Genomic DNA, 17145 nt, shown 5'->3' with positions numbered 1-17145 from the left:
TTCTCCGGAAACCTTATTGAAAGGATATTCAGAATTCGCTGTAACAGTAATATCTTTCAGGTCAGCGTTTCCTACATTCTGCACGCTGAGCGTGAGTTCAACAGGCTCGCCAGGGCGAGCAGCATCAGGGTTCTGGTTAGTCAGGTTTACGTCCACAGATGCAGATTTAATATCCCCATTAGAAGCAAATGCTGTGCCGGCTCCAAGGCATATAAATACTGAAAGCAGCAGTAAAAAGGTTAATAAAAAGAACTTCTTCATTTTAATTCCTCAATTCAGATTTGATTCGATTTCCGTACCTGGTTCATTTCTCGTTTGCTTTTCGATTTTTTCAATCTCGCCGTCTCGGATGTACACAACCCTTGTTGCATATTTTACAAGTTCAAGGTCATGGGTAACAATTATAATTGTCTTACCTTCTCGTTTGTTAAGCCCGTCAAGAAAATCCAGAATATAGTCTCCGGTCTTGCTGTCTAGGTTTCCTGTAGGCTCATCTGCAAGGATTATAGGTGGGTTTACAGCCAGAGAGCGAGCTATTGCAACTCTCTGCCTCTGCCCGCCTGAAAGCTGGGAAGGAAGGTTCTTTTTCTTTTCAGAGAGCCCGACAATCTCAAGCAAATATGAGGCTTTTCTTCGGGCTATTTGCCGATCCTCTTCCTGAAACTCCAAGGGCAACAGAACGTTTTCTTCAGTATTGAGGGTTGGAAGAAGGTTAAAGCTCTGGAATATGAAGCCAATCATCTGTCCTCTGATAATGGCGAGTTCAGATTCATCAAGTTTAGAGATGTCTTTTGAATTCAGGAAAACAGTGCCTTTTGATGGTATGTCCAGACAGCCCAACAGGTTCATCATGGTACTTTTCCCGCTTCCGCTTGGGCCAAGGATTATAAGGAATTCCCCCTCATAAATCTCAAGATTTATTCCCTTAAGCGCTGCAAACTCAACTTCCCCCATCTGGTAAAGTTTCCAGACATTGGTCAGCTTGATAAGCGGAACCTCCTTATTTCTGGAGATATTTTCTGCATCCAGACTTTTAGCAAAATTACTGGCTGGACTGCTGTACGGGCTGTTTTTTAAAATCTCCCCTGGATCGTTTCTTTCGGATTCATTGTCCGATTCATTGTAGAAATCCGCTGCTCTTTCAAGCGAATTCAAAATGTATGAGGCATTTAACTTTGTCTTAAATATCTCAATAATCTCAGTAAGTTTCATACATACCCTCTAAATCATATCCGTGCTTCAGGGTTGCCTGAGTAGTTTTGCTTTTTCTTCGTATTCTGCCTGAAACATCTAATATAGCGTATCATTATAGGGTTTTTTGCATTGTCATTTGATTTTACTGTTATTTAACGGTCTTTATTAAATTATTGGATAAGTAATAAGTTAAATTATAGGATAAGTAATAAGTTAAATTATAGGATAAGTAATAAGTTAATAGTTGATCCTCGTTTTTGAGGCGCCTGCAAAATACACAGTGCCTCATCTTCGGGAGTGTAGTTTTGACTGTTTACTTCTATCTCTTTTCAAATGGGAGGATTTTATTGTTGAGTTGAAGATCCCTGAAAATGGCAAGGTTTCCTACTTCTATTTGCTCCTTTTCCATTGAGCCCCACAGGATTAAGACACCTGTAATATGAAATGCCTTACTTGTCAGTTTCGAGGAGAAGGCAGTCATCTCCTTCATTGGTATTAAATAATAAAAACATACTTAGCTAAAAACAGAGAATATAATGAAATTAATTTATAGATGAAGCTTTTATGGAGAATACTTATTCAATTTAATCTTTAATAGTCCTTTAAATGTAAAAATAGGTTTCAATAAAGTATAATTTGAAGAATTTTCCCTCAAGAAACCTTCAGGCCTTCCATAAAAACTATTTTCTTCTATAAAACCAAGGTTTAGAGTTCTATTTTTAGTGTTTTGGCCCGGTTTTGGGAATTTCACCTGAAACTTAAAGGCAAGAATTTTCCAAAGATTATAAATTTTTTAGACTTATTGCCAAACCAACCGGGTAAATTCGAGAAGTAATCTAGATTCCAGAAGTTATCAGATAAATTATCTGAATTCAAGAAGTAACCAGGGTTCAATAAGTTTCCGATGAGCAGTTATCAATTTTGAGTATAAAAGTGGTATAAAATCAATGAGAAAGGGAAGTACTGAGTTTCAACGCTCCTCATCTTTCAGGATCACAACATTCCCACGTCCCCGCTTGAACTTTTCAATCAGTTCTCTTCTTTCCAGATCTGCAAGCATGAGGCTGACCTTTCCTTCGGAATACTTCAGCTTGCTGCGCAAGTCTTTCTGTGTAATCCTGCCTCCCTGACCTCGAATAATATCCATGACTTCTTGAAGGTCGGTAGGAAGCGGGAACTTTTTTCTGGATGCAGGAACTTCAGTTTTAGGATTTTTTACGGGATTATTATCATTTTCTTCATATGAAATACCCTGTTTTTCTTTTTGAGTCTCAGATTCAGTCATTTTTGTTTCGTTTTCCAGAGAACTCACTTTAATTTCTGCCGCCTCTTCCTGCAATTTCTCATTCGGGATCTCAGGCGATAAGTTCATTACTGGCGTTTTCATCTGTTCACTCACAGGTTCTTTTACCAATTCTTGTACTGGCTCCTGCAGAGATTCCTTTACTGGCTCTTTCACCGGCTCTTTTACAGAATCTACTGATTCTACTGCAGATGCATTTTCTAAGGGCTTTCCCTTAGATTCCTGTACCTCAGAATCCAGCTTTAGTTCTGGCTCTATATTTTTGGGATGAGCTTCTGCCCTTTTATTATGTACTTCTCCTGAGAATTTTGGCACCTTAACGGGTTCAGAAAAATCCCCTATCGTATGTCCTTTTCCAGCTGTTCCTGTATCTGAGGCTCTGTATGCCATTTTTTGAGGCTGATTTTTCTCTATATTTTTATTCATTCTGGAAAAACGATAACCTGCTGCTGTAAGCAGGAAGAGGAGTAAAAGAGCTATCAGCGGATAGTTCGTATTTATAGAACCGATTTTGCTCTGGTCGGCTGAATTCTTGCTACTTGAATTATTTTTGCCAGAAACGTTCATCTGACTTGCGGCTACATCTGTTAGCGAATTGAGTTTATTTGAGGACGAGTTTCCTGCGGCCTCGTTCACATTTTTGGAAAATTTATTTACTTCGGGACTGCCCATCAGTTCTTTGGAATAAACCGGAAGAAGCAGGAGATCGAGTACGTAGTTTCCTTCATTTTCAATCTTGAGAGTTTCTTCTGTCGAATAAGTAAGAGTGTTATTCTGATAATAATTGGCCGTAATTTTATAATCCCCAGGTACTAGATCAAAAGAATATAGGCCGTATTTTGCCACCATAGACTGCGAGGGAGTGGAATTTACCTCCACAATAGCATTTTCCAGTGGCTCGAAAGTGTCCCAACCGTACACCGATCCATGGACAGTTGACGTGCTGTTCGCTAAGGCAGATCCAGTTAAAGCAAGTACGGCAGCGATACAAATAAAATAAATCCTCAGATTCATTTCGATAAACCCAGAGTTACATGTTACATTTTGGTTTTCTATTATTCAGACCTTTTTAATAATTCTCTTTAAATTTTAGGCCTCTCTGGAATAAAAGCTTCTTCTGCTCTATATTTCCGGATAAGCTCTTAGCATCTGTAGTATTACTCCTTACCTGTGACAGATTCGTATCATTACTCTTTCCATCAGGTCCATTCTTATAATCTTATCCTTCCTTCATGTCCGTACTCGGTATTATCATCCTTACCAGTCAGGCCCGCATCCTCTTACATCATTGCCTTTTCCATTGGGCCCACATTCTCCGGAATTCATTCTATCGTCAAATAGAGGTTTACCCCACTTTTCTTCTTTTACTGTCCTGCCTGCCTCTTCAACTCTATATGTACCGTTTCCCTGAAAAGCTGCATAACCTTCCCCATCTGCAGTGAGGGTAATGTTTTCATCTCTTAACATTACTGTCTTACTGGAGCCGGAAACCTTCACATCGGCAGAATTAATGTGGTACAGGCGCACGTTCTCATGATCTTCATTTTTCTCTTCAAATGTGTAATCCCCATTTATGTCAATCTCGGAATCTGTGGAAAGGCCCAGTATTGCCATTTCTCCATCTTCTAAATGCATATTCAAGGTGAAACTGCCCATTAGAAGAACTTTTCCGTTTCCTACCGAAACAAGCTTGGATGTGTTATTTAGTTCCTCGCTTCTAACTGCCATATGACTGAGTTCTTCAAAAATATCTCTCAGAATATAATTAGCTTGAATCATACAGCCCTGAGACTGAATCAAGTACTCTCTTTCCAGATTTTCGGATGAATTATTATATAGATTCGAATTCGCAATTGAGCTGTTATTTCCTGCGGCTGAATCCGCAAGGGCCCGATAATGCTTTGCCTCTTCTATAAGAAGGTTATATTCTTCAAGCAGGACTTCAAGTCTGCTAACATCTTCCCCTTCTGCTTTATAGTTCTCAATCCCGTTCTCAAGCCGTACTGAAATAGTCTCTGCCTTCTCGATATTTCTGTCAAGGAGAGATGTTGCACCTTTCAGATTATGCATTGACCCCGGGACTGGATGAAAACCTGGCAGTAAAGCAGGGGGATGCACTCCAGTCATCTCAGGTTCTCCATGGTTCAGAAGCCCTATATAGGGATAAAGAATAATCCTGAACAGATTTGCTTGCGGATTCAGCCGCAAAAAAGGAGCTTCATTTGTAAAGACATGAGCATCTGTAAATACATGAGCCTCCTCATCAACACAGCCTGAGATAATGATAATTCCTGCAAGTATGAGAAACAGGGAAAGAAGTTTAATTTTCATAATGGGCCACGTCCTATGGAAAGAACTCATTGCTGGACTGTACTTTTTATTTGAGTTCTTATATTAATACTTGGTTATTTTAAAGGCTTTTCTTAAAAAAATGGAAATTCTTCAAAAAAATTTGAGACTTATAATTAACTCCATTACAATTTTGTGATTTCCTGTCGACATCGAGTTCTTATTAAGCAATTTAAGAATTCGGATTGAGGTGTCACTTGAAAGAAGCCTGGCAATTTTTGGAATACTCGGACAGTTGCAAAATCAGCAATTTATCCCCGGGTTATCAGGCATTTTTATCCCTGTTATATATATTTTCATTTTATAAGGTTTAAAATTATTTAAATTGCTCATTAAAGAGTTGAGTCAGGAACTACCGAATTAATATTGCAGGTCTGATACATACATGGTCTCCTCGTGATCTTCTTTGATGCTTTTTCAAATAGTTTGACCGTTTTCGATTACGGCAAAATTGTATTATGGTGGAATATCTCTGGGTCTTTTGTGGGATGTTACTAATCGATATGTTCCTGACAGAAGATACTATATTTAGATTTAAAAATAAAAGAATACTTACTTTTTCAGGAGTATCAACGGATTAAATTTACAGTTCACACTTTAAATGGGATTATTTTGGGATTTAATCCTTTAGGACCCTTAAGTGGTTCATTTTAAAGGCTTATTTTCCTTGAATAATCCAAATTGAGCTTTTTTCTTACATTAAATCACTTTTTAAATAAAAATTGCTTTTATTCTGAAATTATAAAATTTCTATTGTTCTGAGGTTAGATAATAAGCTCATCCCAAAACTGGCTCTGTAGAAATTCTCTGAAATAAAGAATTTTTATAAATTTTAAATGAATATCTTGACACCTATTTTGACTTCCTTATTTTCAGCCTATTATAGCTGATTTAGATAGGTTTTCTACAGAGCCCAAAAAAGTTTATTTTTAAAATTAAATTCCTTTAATTGTTTAATTTCTGAAAATAAGCTTATATTTAAGCCAGTTAATTTCAGGACGTAAATAGCTAAACAGCCGCGAGACAAAAAACAAGAAAAAACAGTAACTGACTGAGGTAAGCTATGACAGTAAAATTATTAAAGTCAATTTCCCAGTTTGCGATGGTGATGATTATATTGAGTATCATCCCTTCAGGGGCTTTCGCTTCAGAAGATGCAACCCTGATAAATTCTACGGATCCACTGTATGCTTCAGGATCTTATCCTTCTAGTCCTGAAGAAGATATAAGCGAGGAGAATTTCACCGAGGATCAGACAGAGCTTGACTCAATCAGTAAGAGAATTACTGAGCTGCAAAATTTCTACAGCGAGATAAGTAAGGTCTCGAATATATCCGACCTCCAGAAGGTTTTGTCTAGCGACAGGCAGGTAAATGATGGCATGAATCCTGACAGAAGACATATAGCCCCTGATGAAATGCAAAAGGAACCTGACGGAAAGCATGGATTTTGTTCTTCCCTGCTTGAAAAAATAACTGAGGAAAATTTCACTGACTTTCAGGCCATTGTCCTGGATTCGCTCCAGAATATAACTGAGAAATTCGAAGCTGAGCAGACAATGCTTACGGAAGCCGGCAAAAGCAACAGAGCTAAAGAGCTCAACGAAAAGATCACTGAAATTAAATCCCTATACACCGAGGCGAGTGAAGCCTCGACTGCAGCAGAGCTCAAAGAAGTCCTATTCACCCATGAGCAGGTAAATGTCCTGGATTCCATTAAAAAGAAATTGAGCTCCTTAAAGCCATAGTGAACGAAAACGGAAACACGAATTGACGACAGCTCAACAGCAAGATTACGGAACTTACAGCTCTGATGGAAGATATAAAAGGAGCCGAATCTTTTGATGAACCTTCAGAATACGAAGAACTGTAACTTATCGAAAAGGAAAATACTCTCTTGAGAAGTGATATAAAGAAATAAGTTCAGGATTCACTATACAAAGCAATAGCAAACAAAAGCAATAGCAAACGGAAGATTTTTTCTTCCTTCTTGTGATTTATATGGCACTTTCAGGTCTCAGGCTCTTATACTCTATAGCTTTTTAAATTCCTTTCGTCATATCCGGGAAAAGCGGCTAGTATTTCAACTTCAATTTCATCCCGCAGAAAGGACAGAAGTTCGGGGCAGTGGGGAAATTAAGGTTTCTGGAACAATATGGACAGATCAGACCAATACCTTGTTTCTTATTCGGGCTTGTATTTTGGTGGGCTCTGGACTCCTCGGTTTCTTCAACAGAAATTGAGAGTTCAAGCTCCTTAAGAGAATTCATGTTGCAGATATCACCTGAAAAATTAGAAGCTTCAGTCGGAACTTTAGAATCATCACCCTTCACGCAGCCCCTCAGGATAGGCTCGACACCATGGGTTTCGGCTTCATTAGGATCAGTTGCAGATGAGGAATTGGATCTATTAATTCTCTCAAGAGCTTTCAATGCAGCCCTTCGTACACAGGCATCTTGACTTTCAGAAGCTCTGAAAAGCCCTGAAACTGCCTCAGGGGTACCGATTTTCTCAAGTGAGCAGATTGCGGCTTTTTGCATCATACTTTCAGGATTCTCAAGAATTTCCACCAATTTTTGAACAGCCTGCTGCGCTTTGAGGTCACCAAGTGCGGAAGCCGCAGCTTCTCTTACTGCTGCTTTAGTGTCATCAAGAGCTCTTAAAAGACCTGAGATGGCCTCAGAAGTGCCTGCTTTTCCAAGGCCCAGAACTGCTGATTCCCTGACTGAGCTATCAGGGTCGTTAAGAGCTTTAACCAACCCTTCTATGGCTTCAGGAGTCCCGTTTTTTCCAAGAGCATAGGTAATCGCCTTCCTTGCGGAATTTTCATAGGTTTCAAAAGCCTTAACCAGCCCCCGGGCCGCTTCAGGAGAACCAATATCTCCCAGAGCCTCCGCAGCGCGACTTCTCAAATACCAGTCAGGATCATCCAAGGCTCTCAAAAGTCCTGAAACTGCTTCAGGCGTTCCTATCTTCCAGAGAGTCTCAATTGAAATTTTTCTCACATCCCTGCTTGGAGCTCCGAGTGCCCTGATAAGCACAGGAACTGAAGTTGACGCACTTACAATTTTACAGAGGGTCTCGGACGCAGCTTCCTGTACAGGCTGTCTTTGATCCCTGAGGATTTCCATCAGCTCGTCAAGTACATCTGATTTGCCCCTTTTTCCCAGGGTTTCGACGGCTTGCTGCCTTATTTTAGTATCCGAATTTTCAATTGCTCTTACCAGGCAGAGAGCAGCTTCATAAGTGTCGATTTTCCCAAGAGCTATTATTGAAATCTTTTTCAATGAATCATCCGGATAAGACAGGGCTTTCTCAAGGCCATAAATCGCTTCTCTGGAACCTATCCTCATCAGAGATTTCACTGCCTCCTTTTGAACAAATTTGTCTCTGTCCCCGAATCCTTTAATAATACCTGAGGTGGCCTCAGGCGTGCCTATTTTTTCAAGGGAAGCAATTGCAGTCTTTTTAACGGGACTTTCAGAGTCATTAAGTGCCTTTATAAGGCCAGGGACAGCTCCCGATATTTTGAAATTCCCCAGGGATTCTGCAACGGCAGCTCTTACCTTAGGGTTTGAGTCATCCAAAGCTTCAATTAGTGCAGGTAAAGCATAAGGGTCTCCTAGCTTTCCAAGTTCTTCAGCAGCAATTGCTCGGTTTCCTGCAAAAACTGAGCGTTCCAATTTCTTAATAAGATTCTTTGTATTTTCATCCATTTTCCTTCTATCTCCCATTAGTGTAAAGCTTTATCTGGATCAGTCACAAAATATTTTGTGAAATGCAGCCCAATAGGATAAAAATAAATAGAGTGTCCTTCAGTCCGTTAATTCTAAAATCGGTACTTTTCAATTCCCGGTTTCCTAGCATGGTGCCAGTAAATCCATATATAATTAAGCTCATTTATTTAATTCTGAGACTGGAAAGTGCAAAATGCCCCCTCTTTTACACCATAGAACTCAGTCCGAATCATTCTCCTTTTTTTAATATATTACATTCTAAGATATATGAAGTTTTAGATTGTTAATACAAATTATAGTACCAACCCTTCCCCAATTAAATTACATTCATTAAATGACCTGTTTGTTATTTAAATAGATTAGATGCTTTAATTGATTAAACAGCATTTTTCCTTGTGTTTATCATTGAATTTGGTATGGATGAAAATGATATCAAGCGCCTTAGTTATAAATAAACATAAATTATGAAAAAATAAAGGTTTTATATTGATTAGTTATTGATTTTAAAGATTATTATTGATTATTTTCCAAAATAATTAATTTTTGAAGTGTAACTTTGTTGGGGAAATTCTAAATATATATTATTACCCAAAATAAGCATTCTATATCCTTAGTTTTAACACTGATTTGGGAAGACCCTATATAAAAAATGGGCAGATCTGCCATTATAGATTCCCATGAAATTTGAAGCAAGGCCTCCATAATACGCTCCACAGCTCTTAAATATAAAACTTTTTTAATTTATTACATCCTGCTGGACAGATGTCTCGGGTTTTGGGATAGTAAAGCCTGGTTACAGAAGCCCGTTTACTAACATATTTCTATTTTTATTTTTTTAACTTTTTTCAAATAAAAATAGAAATGTCTATATATTTTACAATCTTCGTACTGTCAATGGAGGAACTCTATGAGATTCAACAAGCAGATCTTTACAATACTTATTTTATCTCTTTCACTGACCCTTCTAGGAAGTGGATGCATCTCCGAAGGTGAAGGAGCAGAGGATAATATCGCACAGGAAATAACAGTTAGCGAGTTTTCGAATATCAGGGAAAATCCGATAACACCATGGAATTCAGAACCTACAACACCTGTGATTGACTCCACAGCCTGTGTTGATCCCCAGGCTTCAGTCATAGGAAACGTGACAATAGGTGCCAGTGTCATGGTTTCTCCCATGGCATCTATTCGGAGCGACGAGGGAATGCCGATTTTCGTAGGAAATAGAAGCAATGTCCAGGATGGAGTTGTGCTCCATGGCCTTGAGACAGTTGATGAAGAAGGCAAACCCGTTGAGAAGAACCTTGTTGAAGTTGACGGCAAGAAATACGCAGTTTATGTAGGAGAAAATGTTTCACTTGCCCATCAATCCCAGGTTCACGGCCCGGCTTATGTAGGCAATGATACTTTTATTGGTATGCAGGCTTTTGTTTTTAAGTCAAAGATCGGGAATAATTGCGTCCTTGAGCCAACATCGGCAGCAATTGGCGTAACTGTTCCTGACGGAAGGTATATTCCAGCAGGCATGGTTGTCACATCCCAGACTGAAGCAGATAAGCTGCCAGAAATTACTGACGATTATGCATACAAGCATACTAATGAAGCTGTAGTGTATGTAAACGTCCACCTGGCTGAAGGATACAATGAAGCTTCATGATATGAATAAGGTAACACAGTAGAGAATGTACTAAAAAGAAAATAAAGTTAAGGGATTAAAACCAAAAAGCTTATTTAACTTAAGTTACACCCGGAATCTTGATCTTTATCATTTCCGGGTAAAATCCTCTTATTCTTTTTAAATCTTTTTTATATGTAGGAAAAAAATAGAATTTTCTAGACGATTATCTCATCAGTTTATGTTTAATTTATAAATAAGTCTATAAGTTAAATAAAAGACATAAAAAGAATAAAAATTTCTATATATTAAATAATTAGTTATATATATCTGTAACGCTGACTTTTTTGAGTTAACGGTGATAATTTATGAGAATCATGTACAGGTACTTTTCTTTGTTCTTAACGCTTGTACTTCTTACCTTACCTACAGGAGCAGAACCAGGCATCGTATCCGAGTACGGTAATTTTACGGAAGAATCTGGATGGAACGTAATCCAGAATGCTTCACAGAGCTATTTTTACTCCGATTCGAACTTAACTTATGTTTCAGCCGGAGAAGTTGAAGGTAATGAAGAAGAAACTTATGCTGACAATCCTGTAAAAAATATTACATTTCTCACTAACACCCCAGAATTAGAGTTGTTCCCGGTGTGGACTGCTGATGGAAACTATATCATGTATACAGTTCAAAGAGATGGATCCGGAAACTCTGAATCTTATATCATGAAAGCAGATGGAAGCGAAATAGAAAAAACAAACATTATGGAGGATAATCTTACTGGCTTTAGCGATATAAATCCCAGTGGAACAGAATTGATTTTAACAAAATCAACTGGTTATCAAACTGGCCTTTATCTTGCTAATCTTGAAAATGGGACAGTAAGCCGCGTTGCAGATGGATCCGACAAATCAGAAGGCTGGGGAGATTGGTGTCGACTGGGACGAAAAATCGTATACACCCAGGAATCCGCAGGTTCCCCATCTCAACTCTGGATAGTTGATAGGGATGGAAGCAATAAGACCCGACTCGGCACTTCGGAAAATATCGGAGTGGGAAAGGATTGGTGCCCTCTTGGTTTGAAGATAATATACAGCGCTAAAAACTCAAAAGAGAAGCCCGACCTCTGGACAATAGAGTGGCATGGTACAAACCAGACTCAGCTTACTGATACCCCATACGGAGAATGGAATCCCTCGTACAGTCCTGATGGGAAAAAGATAGTGTATGTATCCGATGAAGGAGGAAAGCCTGAAATCTGGCTCCGGGATACCGAAGGAAACTATAGGATTCAACTTACAAATAATATCGGAATGCTCTATTCTAATCCTAAATGGAGTCCTGATGGCTCAAAAATAGTTTTTGCGGCACATAAATTGCAGAATATTTTGGACAATTCCACAGTGAATATTTCTAGTTCTGTTTTACTGAATAATTATAGTAACTCTATGATTATGGATTATTCTACAATAGCAAATAATTCTACAATAACAAGTAATTCTGTATTAGAAGATAATTCCGTGATAGTAAATAATTCTATAACAGTTAACAATTCGATACAAAACGAGCCAATAGTTAATAATTTAATAGCAAATAACTCTATACTCGAAAATAATTCAGTAATAGATAATTCAGCTTCTACTCTGGAGAATGTTTCAAATAACTCATTACTGGAGAATGTTTCAAATAACTCATTAACGAGTGGCTCGGATATTGCTGTTATAGAACTTGAATCCTCACCTTCGACCTCTCTTCTTCCAACAGTTACCAGCGTTAAAGTCGATTCTGCTCATGGGGCCTCGGAAGTAGAGACTGCCAATGTTTCTATATTAAATCCCCAGATATTAAGCGAATAAGTTTAACCCCAATGTCTGATGGGTCAAACTATTGTGATCCTGAACACCCGAGTCCCGTCTCGGGAGGACGGGACCCTTTTTCGCTTCGCTCAAACAGGCTATAAATTTTTTCTTATTAAATCATTCATCCAGCCCTTTTCTTCCAAAAATGTAATTTGCAACCCTTATAGCATCCCTATCTCCGGTTTCCTTTTCCGGGGAGTCGCTCAGTTTTACAACAGGAATTCCGTTAATGCTGTGCAGTTTTATGACCATGTTAAGAGGGGGACTTTCCCGGAAGAAATCGGAGTTATTGGTAAGGCTTGTGCCTATGCCGAAACTGCAGTTGATTTTGCCGTCACAATATTTTTTGAGCTGGATTGCTGTATCTGCATTAAGGGCATCACTGAAAACGATTAATTTTTTCATGGGATCTATACCCATTTTTCGGTAGTGTTCTATCACAGCATCCACAAAATTATAAGGATCTCCACTGTCGTGCCTAAAGCCGTCATAAATTTTTGATAACTTCAGGTCCATATCCTTAAAAAAGGCTTTTGAGCCGAAAGTATCCGTAAGAGCAATTCCCAGGTCTCCGTTATAAACATCTATCCAGTTTTCAAAAGCAAAACGGTTTGCATACCTTAGCCCCACAAGTGCTGAAGTGCCCATAATCCATTCATGTCCAACGGTCCCGATAGGCACCAAACCATATTTTTTTGCAAAGTATACATTACTTGTTCCCGTTAGGGTTTTTGTTCCAGTAAGGGTTTTTATCACACGATCATGGAGTTCGGAACTTCTTCGCCTGCGCGTTCCGAATTCAGAAAAAAGACAGTTGTTTTCCTCAAGGGCTTTTCCAATTTCAAGAATTTTGCTCTCATAGGCAGCCAGTACGGATTCGGAAGTGCAACCATTTTTGGAATTCCCTTTCCACTCTTTTTCAATAGTTGTGAAATACAGTTCAGAAACCGCAGCCATAAGGACAATTTCCCAGAGAATCGTGCTGTGCCAGGGCCCTTTTATTCGGATATCCAGATTTCTGTCTTCGGTAAGGCAGACTTTTACTTCATTTGGCTTGAAGCGGAAATTCTTAAGATATTCAAGGTACATGGGCTTCAGGTAAAGGCAGTGCTCTGAAAGCCAGTTATATTCTTCTTCCGTTAATGCTAATTTCGAGATCTCTTCGTTTATGATTCTCTCCAGTTCTTCTACGAACTCGGTAGAAAAGCGCTGGGAACCTCTATTGGTAAACCGATATTCAGCTTCAACTTTAGGAAAAAGCTCAAGCACTGCAAGTTGCATGGTAAATTTGTAAAGGTCGTTATCAAGTATGGATTTTATCACATAAGGTCTTCCTGTAACGTTTTAAATTGCTTCGAAAGCAAATCGTCTTTTTTATTCAATTACACATTTTGCTCCATATATAGCCGCTGTATTTTTAAAAGTTCTGACACCTCGAGCTAACGCCTGGAAATAAAGGCAAGTTTCCTTTATAAACGTTAGAAAAATAAGAATACTTCTTCCCGCCAAACAAATAATTACCGGAAAAGCAAATACTTATTCTGGAGATTAACTTTGACAGGAATCTGGGGAGATGGAAAGAGAAGTGAAGTTCGCAACAAAATGTGTACACACAGGAGAGAAACCGGACCCGGTTTTCGGAGCTCACACAACTCCGATATACCAGACTTCAACATTTATTTTTGAAAACGCCAGGCAGGGGGCAGCTAGATTTGCAGGAGAGGAATCAGGGTACGTCTATGCCAGGATTCCCCCAAATACTCCCACACATGCAGTTCTGGCTGAAAAATTTGCTGCGCTTGAAGGCGGGGAAGCAGGACAGACCTTTGCCTCTGGAATGGCAGCAATCACCGCAATTTCGCTTACTGCCCTGAAGAAGGGAGACCACCTTATCTCAACGGATGTGGTTTACGGGTGCACTTACAGTCTCTTTTCTCAAGTTTTGCCAGGGCTTGGAATAGAGGTCAGTTTCGTAGATACATCTAAAATCGAAAACGTAAAGCGAGCTTTCAAACCTGAGACAAAAATGGTCTTTCTTGAGAGTCCTGCCAATCCTACGCTTACCATATGTGATATCGCTGAAATAGCCAGGATAGCCAGGGAAAAAGGTGCTCTCTGCGTTGTAGACAATACTTTTGCAACACCTTATTTCCAGAGACCTCTTGAACTTGGGGCTGATCTTTCCCTTAGCAGCTGTACAAAATATATAGGCGGGCACGCAGACCTGCTTGGGGGAATCGCTGCAGGAAATAAGGATTTCATGAATAGAATGTCTTCGGTTGTCGGATATACAGGAGGCATTATGGGCCCACATGAAGCCTGGCTCTGTATTAGAGGGCTTAAAACTCTACACATCCGGATGGAAAGGCATGCAGAAAACGCAATGAAAGTTGCGGAATTTCTTGAGTCCCGCCCAGAGGTAGAATGGGTCAGGTATCCCGGACTTCCAAGCCATCCTCAGCACGAACTTGCACTCAAGCAAATGAGCGGATTCAGCGGTATGCTAGCTTTTGAGGTAAAGGGTGGAATCAAAGCAGGACGAAGACTTATGGACAAGGTAAAGCTCTGTTCTCTCGCCGTAAGCCTCGGAGCTACGGATACCCTTATTCAACATCCTGCATCAATGACCCATGCATGCGTCCCGTGTTCAGTAAGAAAGAGAGTAGGTATAACTGACGGGCTTGTCAGGCTCTCGGTAGGGATAGAGGATTCCGGAGACATAATTGCAGATCTCAAACAGGCTCTCGAAGCAATTTAAGCCTATCAGATAAAGCCGACTTTACCTTTATTATTTTCAAAATCAGACAAGGTATATGTGTTGCAGAAATAATCTTTTATCTGCAAAGTTAAATCTGTAAATTAAACCTGTAAAATTAAATCTGGAAAGTAGGTTCAAAAAATAAATTCAGAAGGTTAAATCCAGAAAAGTAAATCTGGAAAATTAAAAAGCAAGATTAAAACCTTAAAGCTAAATCCCGGGGGAGTTTCATATGAAAGCACTTGTATTCGGAGCCGATGATTTTGAAGATCTTGAACTTTTCTACCCTTACCACCGTCTGAAAGAAGAGGGAATTACAACGCATGTAGCTTCAATGAAAAAGGGACCGATAAAAGGAAAGCATGGATATGAGATCAATGCTGATGTCGCCTTTAAGGACATAAACCCTGCAGATTACGATATTCTCGTAATATCCGGAGGAAAAGGCCCCGAAAAAATGAGGCTTGACGAGAGTGCACTTGAGATTGCAAGACACTTTTTCAAAGAAAACAAGCCGGTTGCTGCAATCTGCCACGGCCCGCAGGTCCTTGTCTCGGCAGGCGTCATTAAAGGCAGGAAAGCAACCTGTTGGATAGGGATAAGGGACGATATTATAGCCGCAGGAGCACTTTATGAGGACAAAGAAGTTGTCATTGACGGGAATTTTGTCTCCTCAAGGAGTCCTGATGATCTTCACGCTTTTGGAAGAGAAATGATTAAGCTGCTGAAGTAAATGATCAAACTGATAAGTGAGCGGAAATAGTCAGTTTGCGAATAAAACTCTAATGATTTTTTTCTTTAATTTTTACCTCTTTAATTTTACCTCTTTTTACTTTCAATTTACCCTCAATTATAATATTCCTATTTTTTCCGTCACGAAAAACTAGTCCAAATTCTTTATTTGGGGTTGCAGGTACTTTCGGGAGCTCTAACCTGGTCTCGCTGTCTATGTTATGGCAGGCACGGAAAAATTCAATCAAGATTTTAAAAGACGTGGGAGTTTTATTTAAATATCGAGGGCTATATGTAATATCAAGATGATTGACGAAGCGCTGAGGGTTTTTAAAGATCTTGACTCAAAGGATTTCAGGATCCTGACTGGAATTGAAAACGGAATGAAGCATTTTGAATGGGTGCCAATAGAAGAGCTAAATAAATACACCAGGCTTCCTTTTGAGAAACTGGAATACAGGCTAAAAAAGCTTGTCCGGAATAAGCTTGTGGTCAGGACTACCCAGCCTTACGAGGGATTTCAGATATATTTTGAAGGATACGATGCCCTTGCCCTTAATGCCTTTGTAAAACGAAAAAGTATCAGTGCAATAGGGGACGAAGTAGGGGTAGGAAAGGAATCGGTTATTTATGAAGCAATTCTGCCGCCTGAGCTTGCAATAGGGGAACCTGTTCCTGTCGTCATCAAGTTTCACAGGGAAGGGAGAACCAGTTTCAAGCAAATAAAGCGCGTGCGTGAGCACCTGGGAGAAAGAGAGCACTTTTCCTGGATCTATGCAGCCCGACTTGCCGCCCAGAGGGAGTACAGGATCATGGCAGAGCTATATCCGAAAGTTTCAATCCCAAAGCCCTTTGATCATAACAGGCACGCAATAGTTATGGAGCTTGCAAAAGGTAGCCTTCTCGCAAAAACAAAACTTCTTGCCCCTGAATGGTATCTCGATGAAATTCTCAAGCAGGTGATAATTACCTATTCACTTGGGATTATCCATGCCGATTTAAGTGAGTATAATATCTTTGCTTCCGAAGATGGCGTCCAGCTAATTGACTGGCCTCAGTATGTTACTCTTGAACATCCTCACGCTGATGAGATTCTCGAAAGGGACGTTTCAAATGTACTGACTCACTTTTTCCGGAAATACGGGATAAAAAGGGAACTTGATGAAACGATCCGCGAAATTAAGAGCGAGGCAGGCAAAAGCGCAGAAGAAATAAAAGAAAGTACAGAAAGCAGGCTTGGCAAAGGTACTATAGAAGAATGGGATCTTGAAGAAGCCCTGGAAGAGGACTTTGAAGAAGGTATCGAGGAGGATGTTTTTCAGGAAGAGGACTTTGAGGCTGAGAAATTTGAGGCCGAAAGTTTCGAAGCTGAAGAATTTGAAGCCGAAGAGATCGAACCCAAAGAAACTGAAGTAGAAGATCTAAAAACGCAAAATTTAAAAAAAGCTGCCTCGAAAAAAGAGAATTCAGATAAAGAGTAACTTTGCTTCATAACGGTTAACTCATAACGGTTAATTAGTAAGAAATCAATGGTTCATACACTGCGCCAAAAAAATAGGACTTGAGACCTTATATTTGAGACCTTATATTTGAGATCTT

At 39.5% G+C, this 17145-nt stretch carries 12 protein-coding genes and 1 pseudogene; 6 read left to right on the top strand and 7 right to left on the bottom strand.

Annotation, left to right across the window (positions count from 1 at the left end; translation table 11 throughout):
* The 4 genes and pseudogenes from BP549_RS05555 to BP549_RS05540 all read right to left on the bottom strand — a co-directional run.
* Positions 1 to 261, bottom strand: a pseudogene (locus BP549_RS05555) (hypothetical protein); the annotation flags it as partial.
* A 9-nt stretch (positions 262 to 270) separates the two neighbouring features.
* A complete protein-coding gene (locus BP549_RS05550) occupies positions 271 to 1212 on the bottom strand; it encodes an ABC transporter ATP-binding protein (protein WP_292378830.1) in 942 nt (313 codons plus the stop codon).
* Between the two features lie 952 nt (positions 1213 to 2164).
* Positions 2165 to 3511, bottom strand: a complete 1347-nt coding sequence (locus BP549_RS05545) for a DUF7343 domain-containing protein (RefSeq protein WP_292378827.1) — start codon at positions 3509 to 3511, stop codon at positions 2165 to 2167.
* A 243-nt stretch (positions 3512 to 3754) separates the two neighbouring features.
* A complete protein-coding gene (locus BP549_RS05540; RefSeq protein WP_292378824.1) occupies positions 3755 to 4828 on the bottom strand; it encodes a hypothetical protein in 1074 nt (357 codons plus the stop codon).
* A gap of 1081 nt (positions 4829 to 5909) precedes the next feature.
* Here BP549_RS05540 and BP549_RS05535 point away from each other — a divergent pair.
* Entirely contained in the window at positions 5910 to 6593 is a 684-nt protein-coding gene (locus BP549_RS05535; protein ID WP_292378822.1) for a hypothetical protein, read from the top strand.
* 327 nt (positions 6594 to 6920) lie between these two features.
* Here BP549_RS05535 and BP549_RS05530 read toward each other — a convergent pair whose 3' ends face one another.
* Positions 6921 to 8561, bottom strand: a complete 1641-nt coding sequence (locus BP549_RS05530; protein ID WP_292378820.1) for a HEAT repeat domain-containing protein — start codon at positions 8559 to 8561, stop codon at positions 6921 to 6923.
* Between the two features lie 928 nt (positions 8562 to 9489).
* Between BP549_RS05530 and BP549_RS05525 the strand changes: the two genes are divergently transcribed.
* Positions 9490 to 10239, top strand: coding sequence for a carbonic anhydrase (locus BP549_RS05525; RefSeq protein WP_292378817.1), 750 nt, complete (start codon positions 9490 to 9492; stop codon positions 10237 to 10239).
* A 326-nt stretch (positions 10240 to 10565) separates the two neighbouring features.
* On the top strand, positions 10566 to 12053 hold the full coding sequence (locus BP549_RS05520; RefSeq protein WP_292371448.1) for a TolB family protein: 1488 nt from the start codon (positions 10566 to 10568) through the stop codon (positions 12051 to 12053).
* A 120-nt stretch (positions 12054 to 12173) separates the two neighbouring features.
* Here BP549_RS05520 and pncB read toward each other — a convergent pair whose 3' ends face one another.
* Complete coding sequence (pncB, locus tag BP549_RS05515) at positions 12174 to 13379, bottom strand: nicotinate phosphoribosyltransferase (RefSeq protein ID WP_292371447.1); 1206 nt, start codon at positions 13377 to 13379, stop codon at positions 12174 to 12176.
* Between the two features lie 250 nt (positions 13380 to 13629).
* Between pncB and BP549_RS05510 the strand changes: the two genes are divergently transcribed.
* Both BP549_RS05510 and BP549_RS05505 read left to right on the top strand, forming a co-directional pair.
* The gene (locus BP549_RS05510; protein ID WP_292378814.1) at positions 13630 to 14814 is read left to right on the top strand and encodes a trans-sulfuration enzyme family protein; all 1185 of its coding nucleotides are present in this window, start codon (positions 13630 to 13632) and stop codon (positions 14812 to 14814) included.
* Positions 14815 to 15046: 232 nt separating this feature from the next.
* On the top strand, positions 15047 to 15547 hold the full coding sequence (locus BP549_RS05505) for a type 1 glutamine amidotransferase domain-containing protein (RefSeq protein ID WP_292378812.1): 501 nt from the start codon (positions 15047 to 15049) through the stop codon (positions 15545 to 15547).
* A gap of 49 nt (positions 15548 to 15596) precedes the next feature.
* Here the strand turns inward: BP549_RS05505 and BP549_RS05500 are convergent, their stop codons facing one another.
* A complete protein-coding gene (locus BP549_RS05500; RefSeq protein WP_292378809.1) occupies positions 15597 to 15794 on the bottom strand; it encodes a hypothetical protein in 198 nt (65 codons plus the stop codon).
* 57 nt (positions 15795 to 15851) lie between these two features.
* On the opposite strand from BP549_RS05500, the gene BP549_RS05495 reads away from it, so the two are divergent.
* Entirely contained in the window at positions 15852 to 17027 is a 1176-nt protein-coding gene (locus BP549_RS05495; protein WP_292378807.1) for a serine/threonine-protein kinase RIO2, read from the top strand.
* Positions 17028 to 17145: the final 118 nt, after the last annotated feature.

The organism is Methanosarcina sp. UBA289, from assembly GCA_002496565.1.
Classification (GTDB): domain Archaea; phylum Halobacteriota; class Methanosarcinia; order Methanosarcinales; family Methanosarcinaceae; genus Methanosarcina.
The sequence above is the reverse complement of the archived record's forward strand: the minus strand, read 5'-3'. Positions and strand labels throughout refer to the sequence as shown.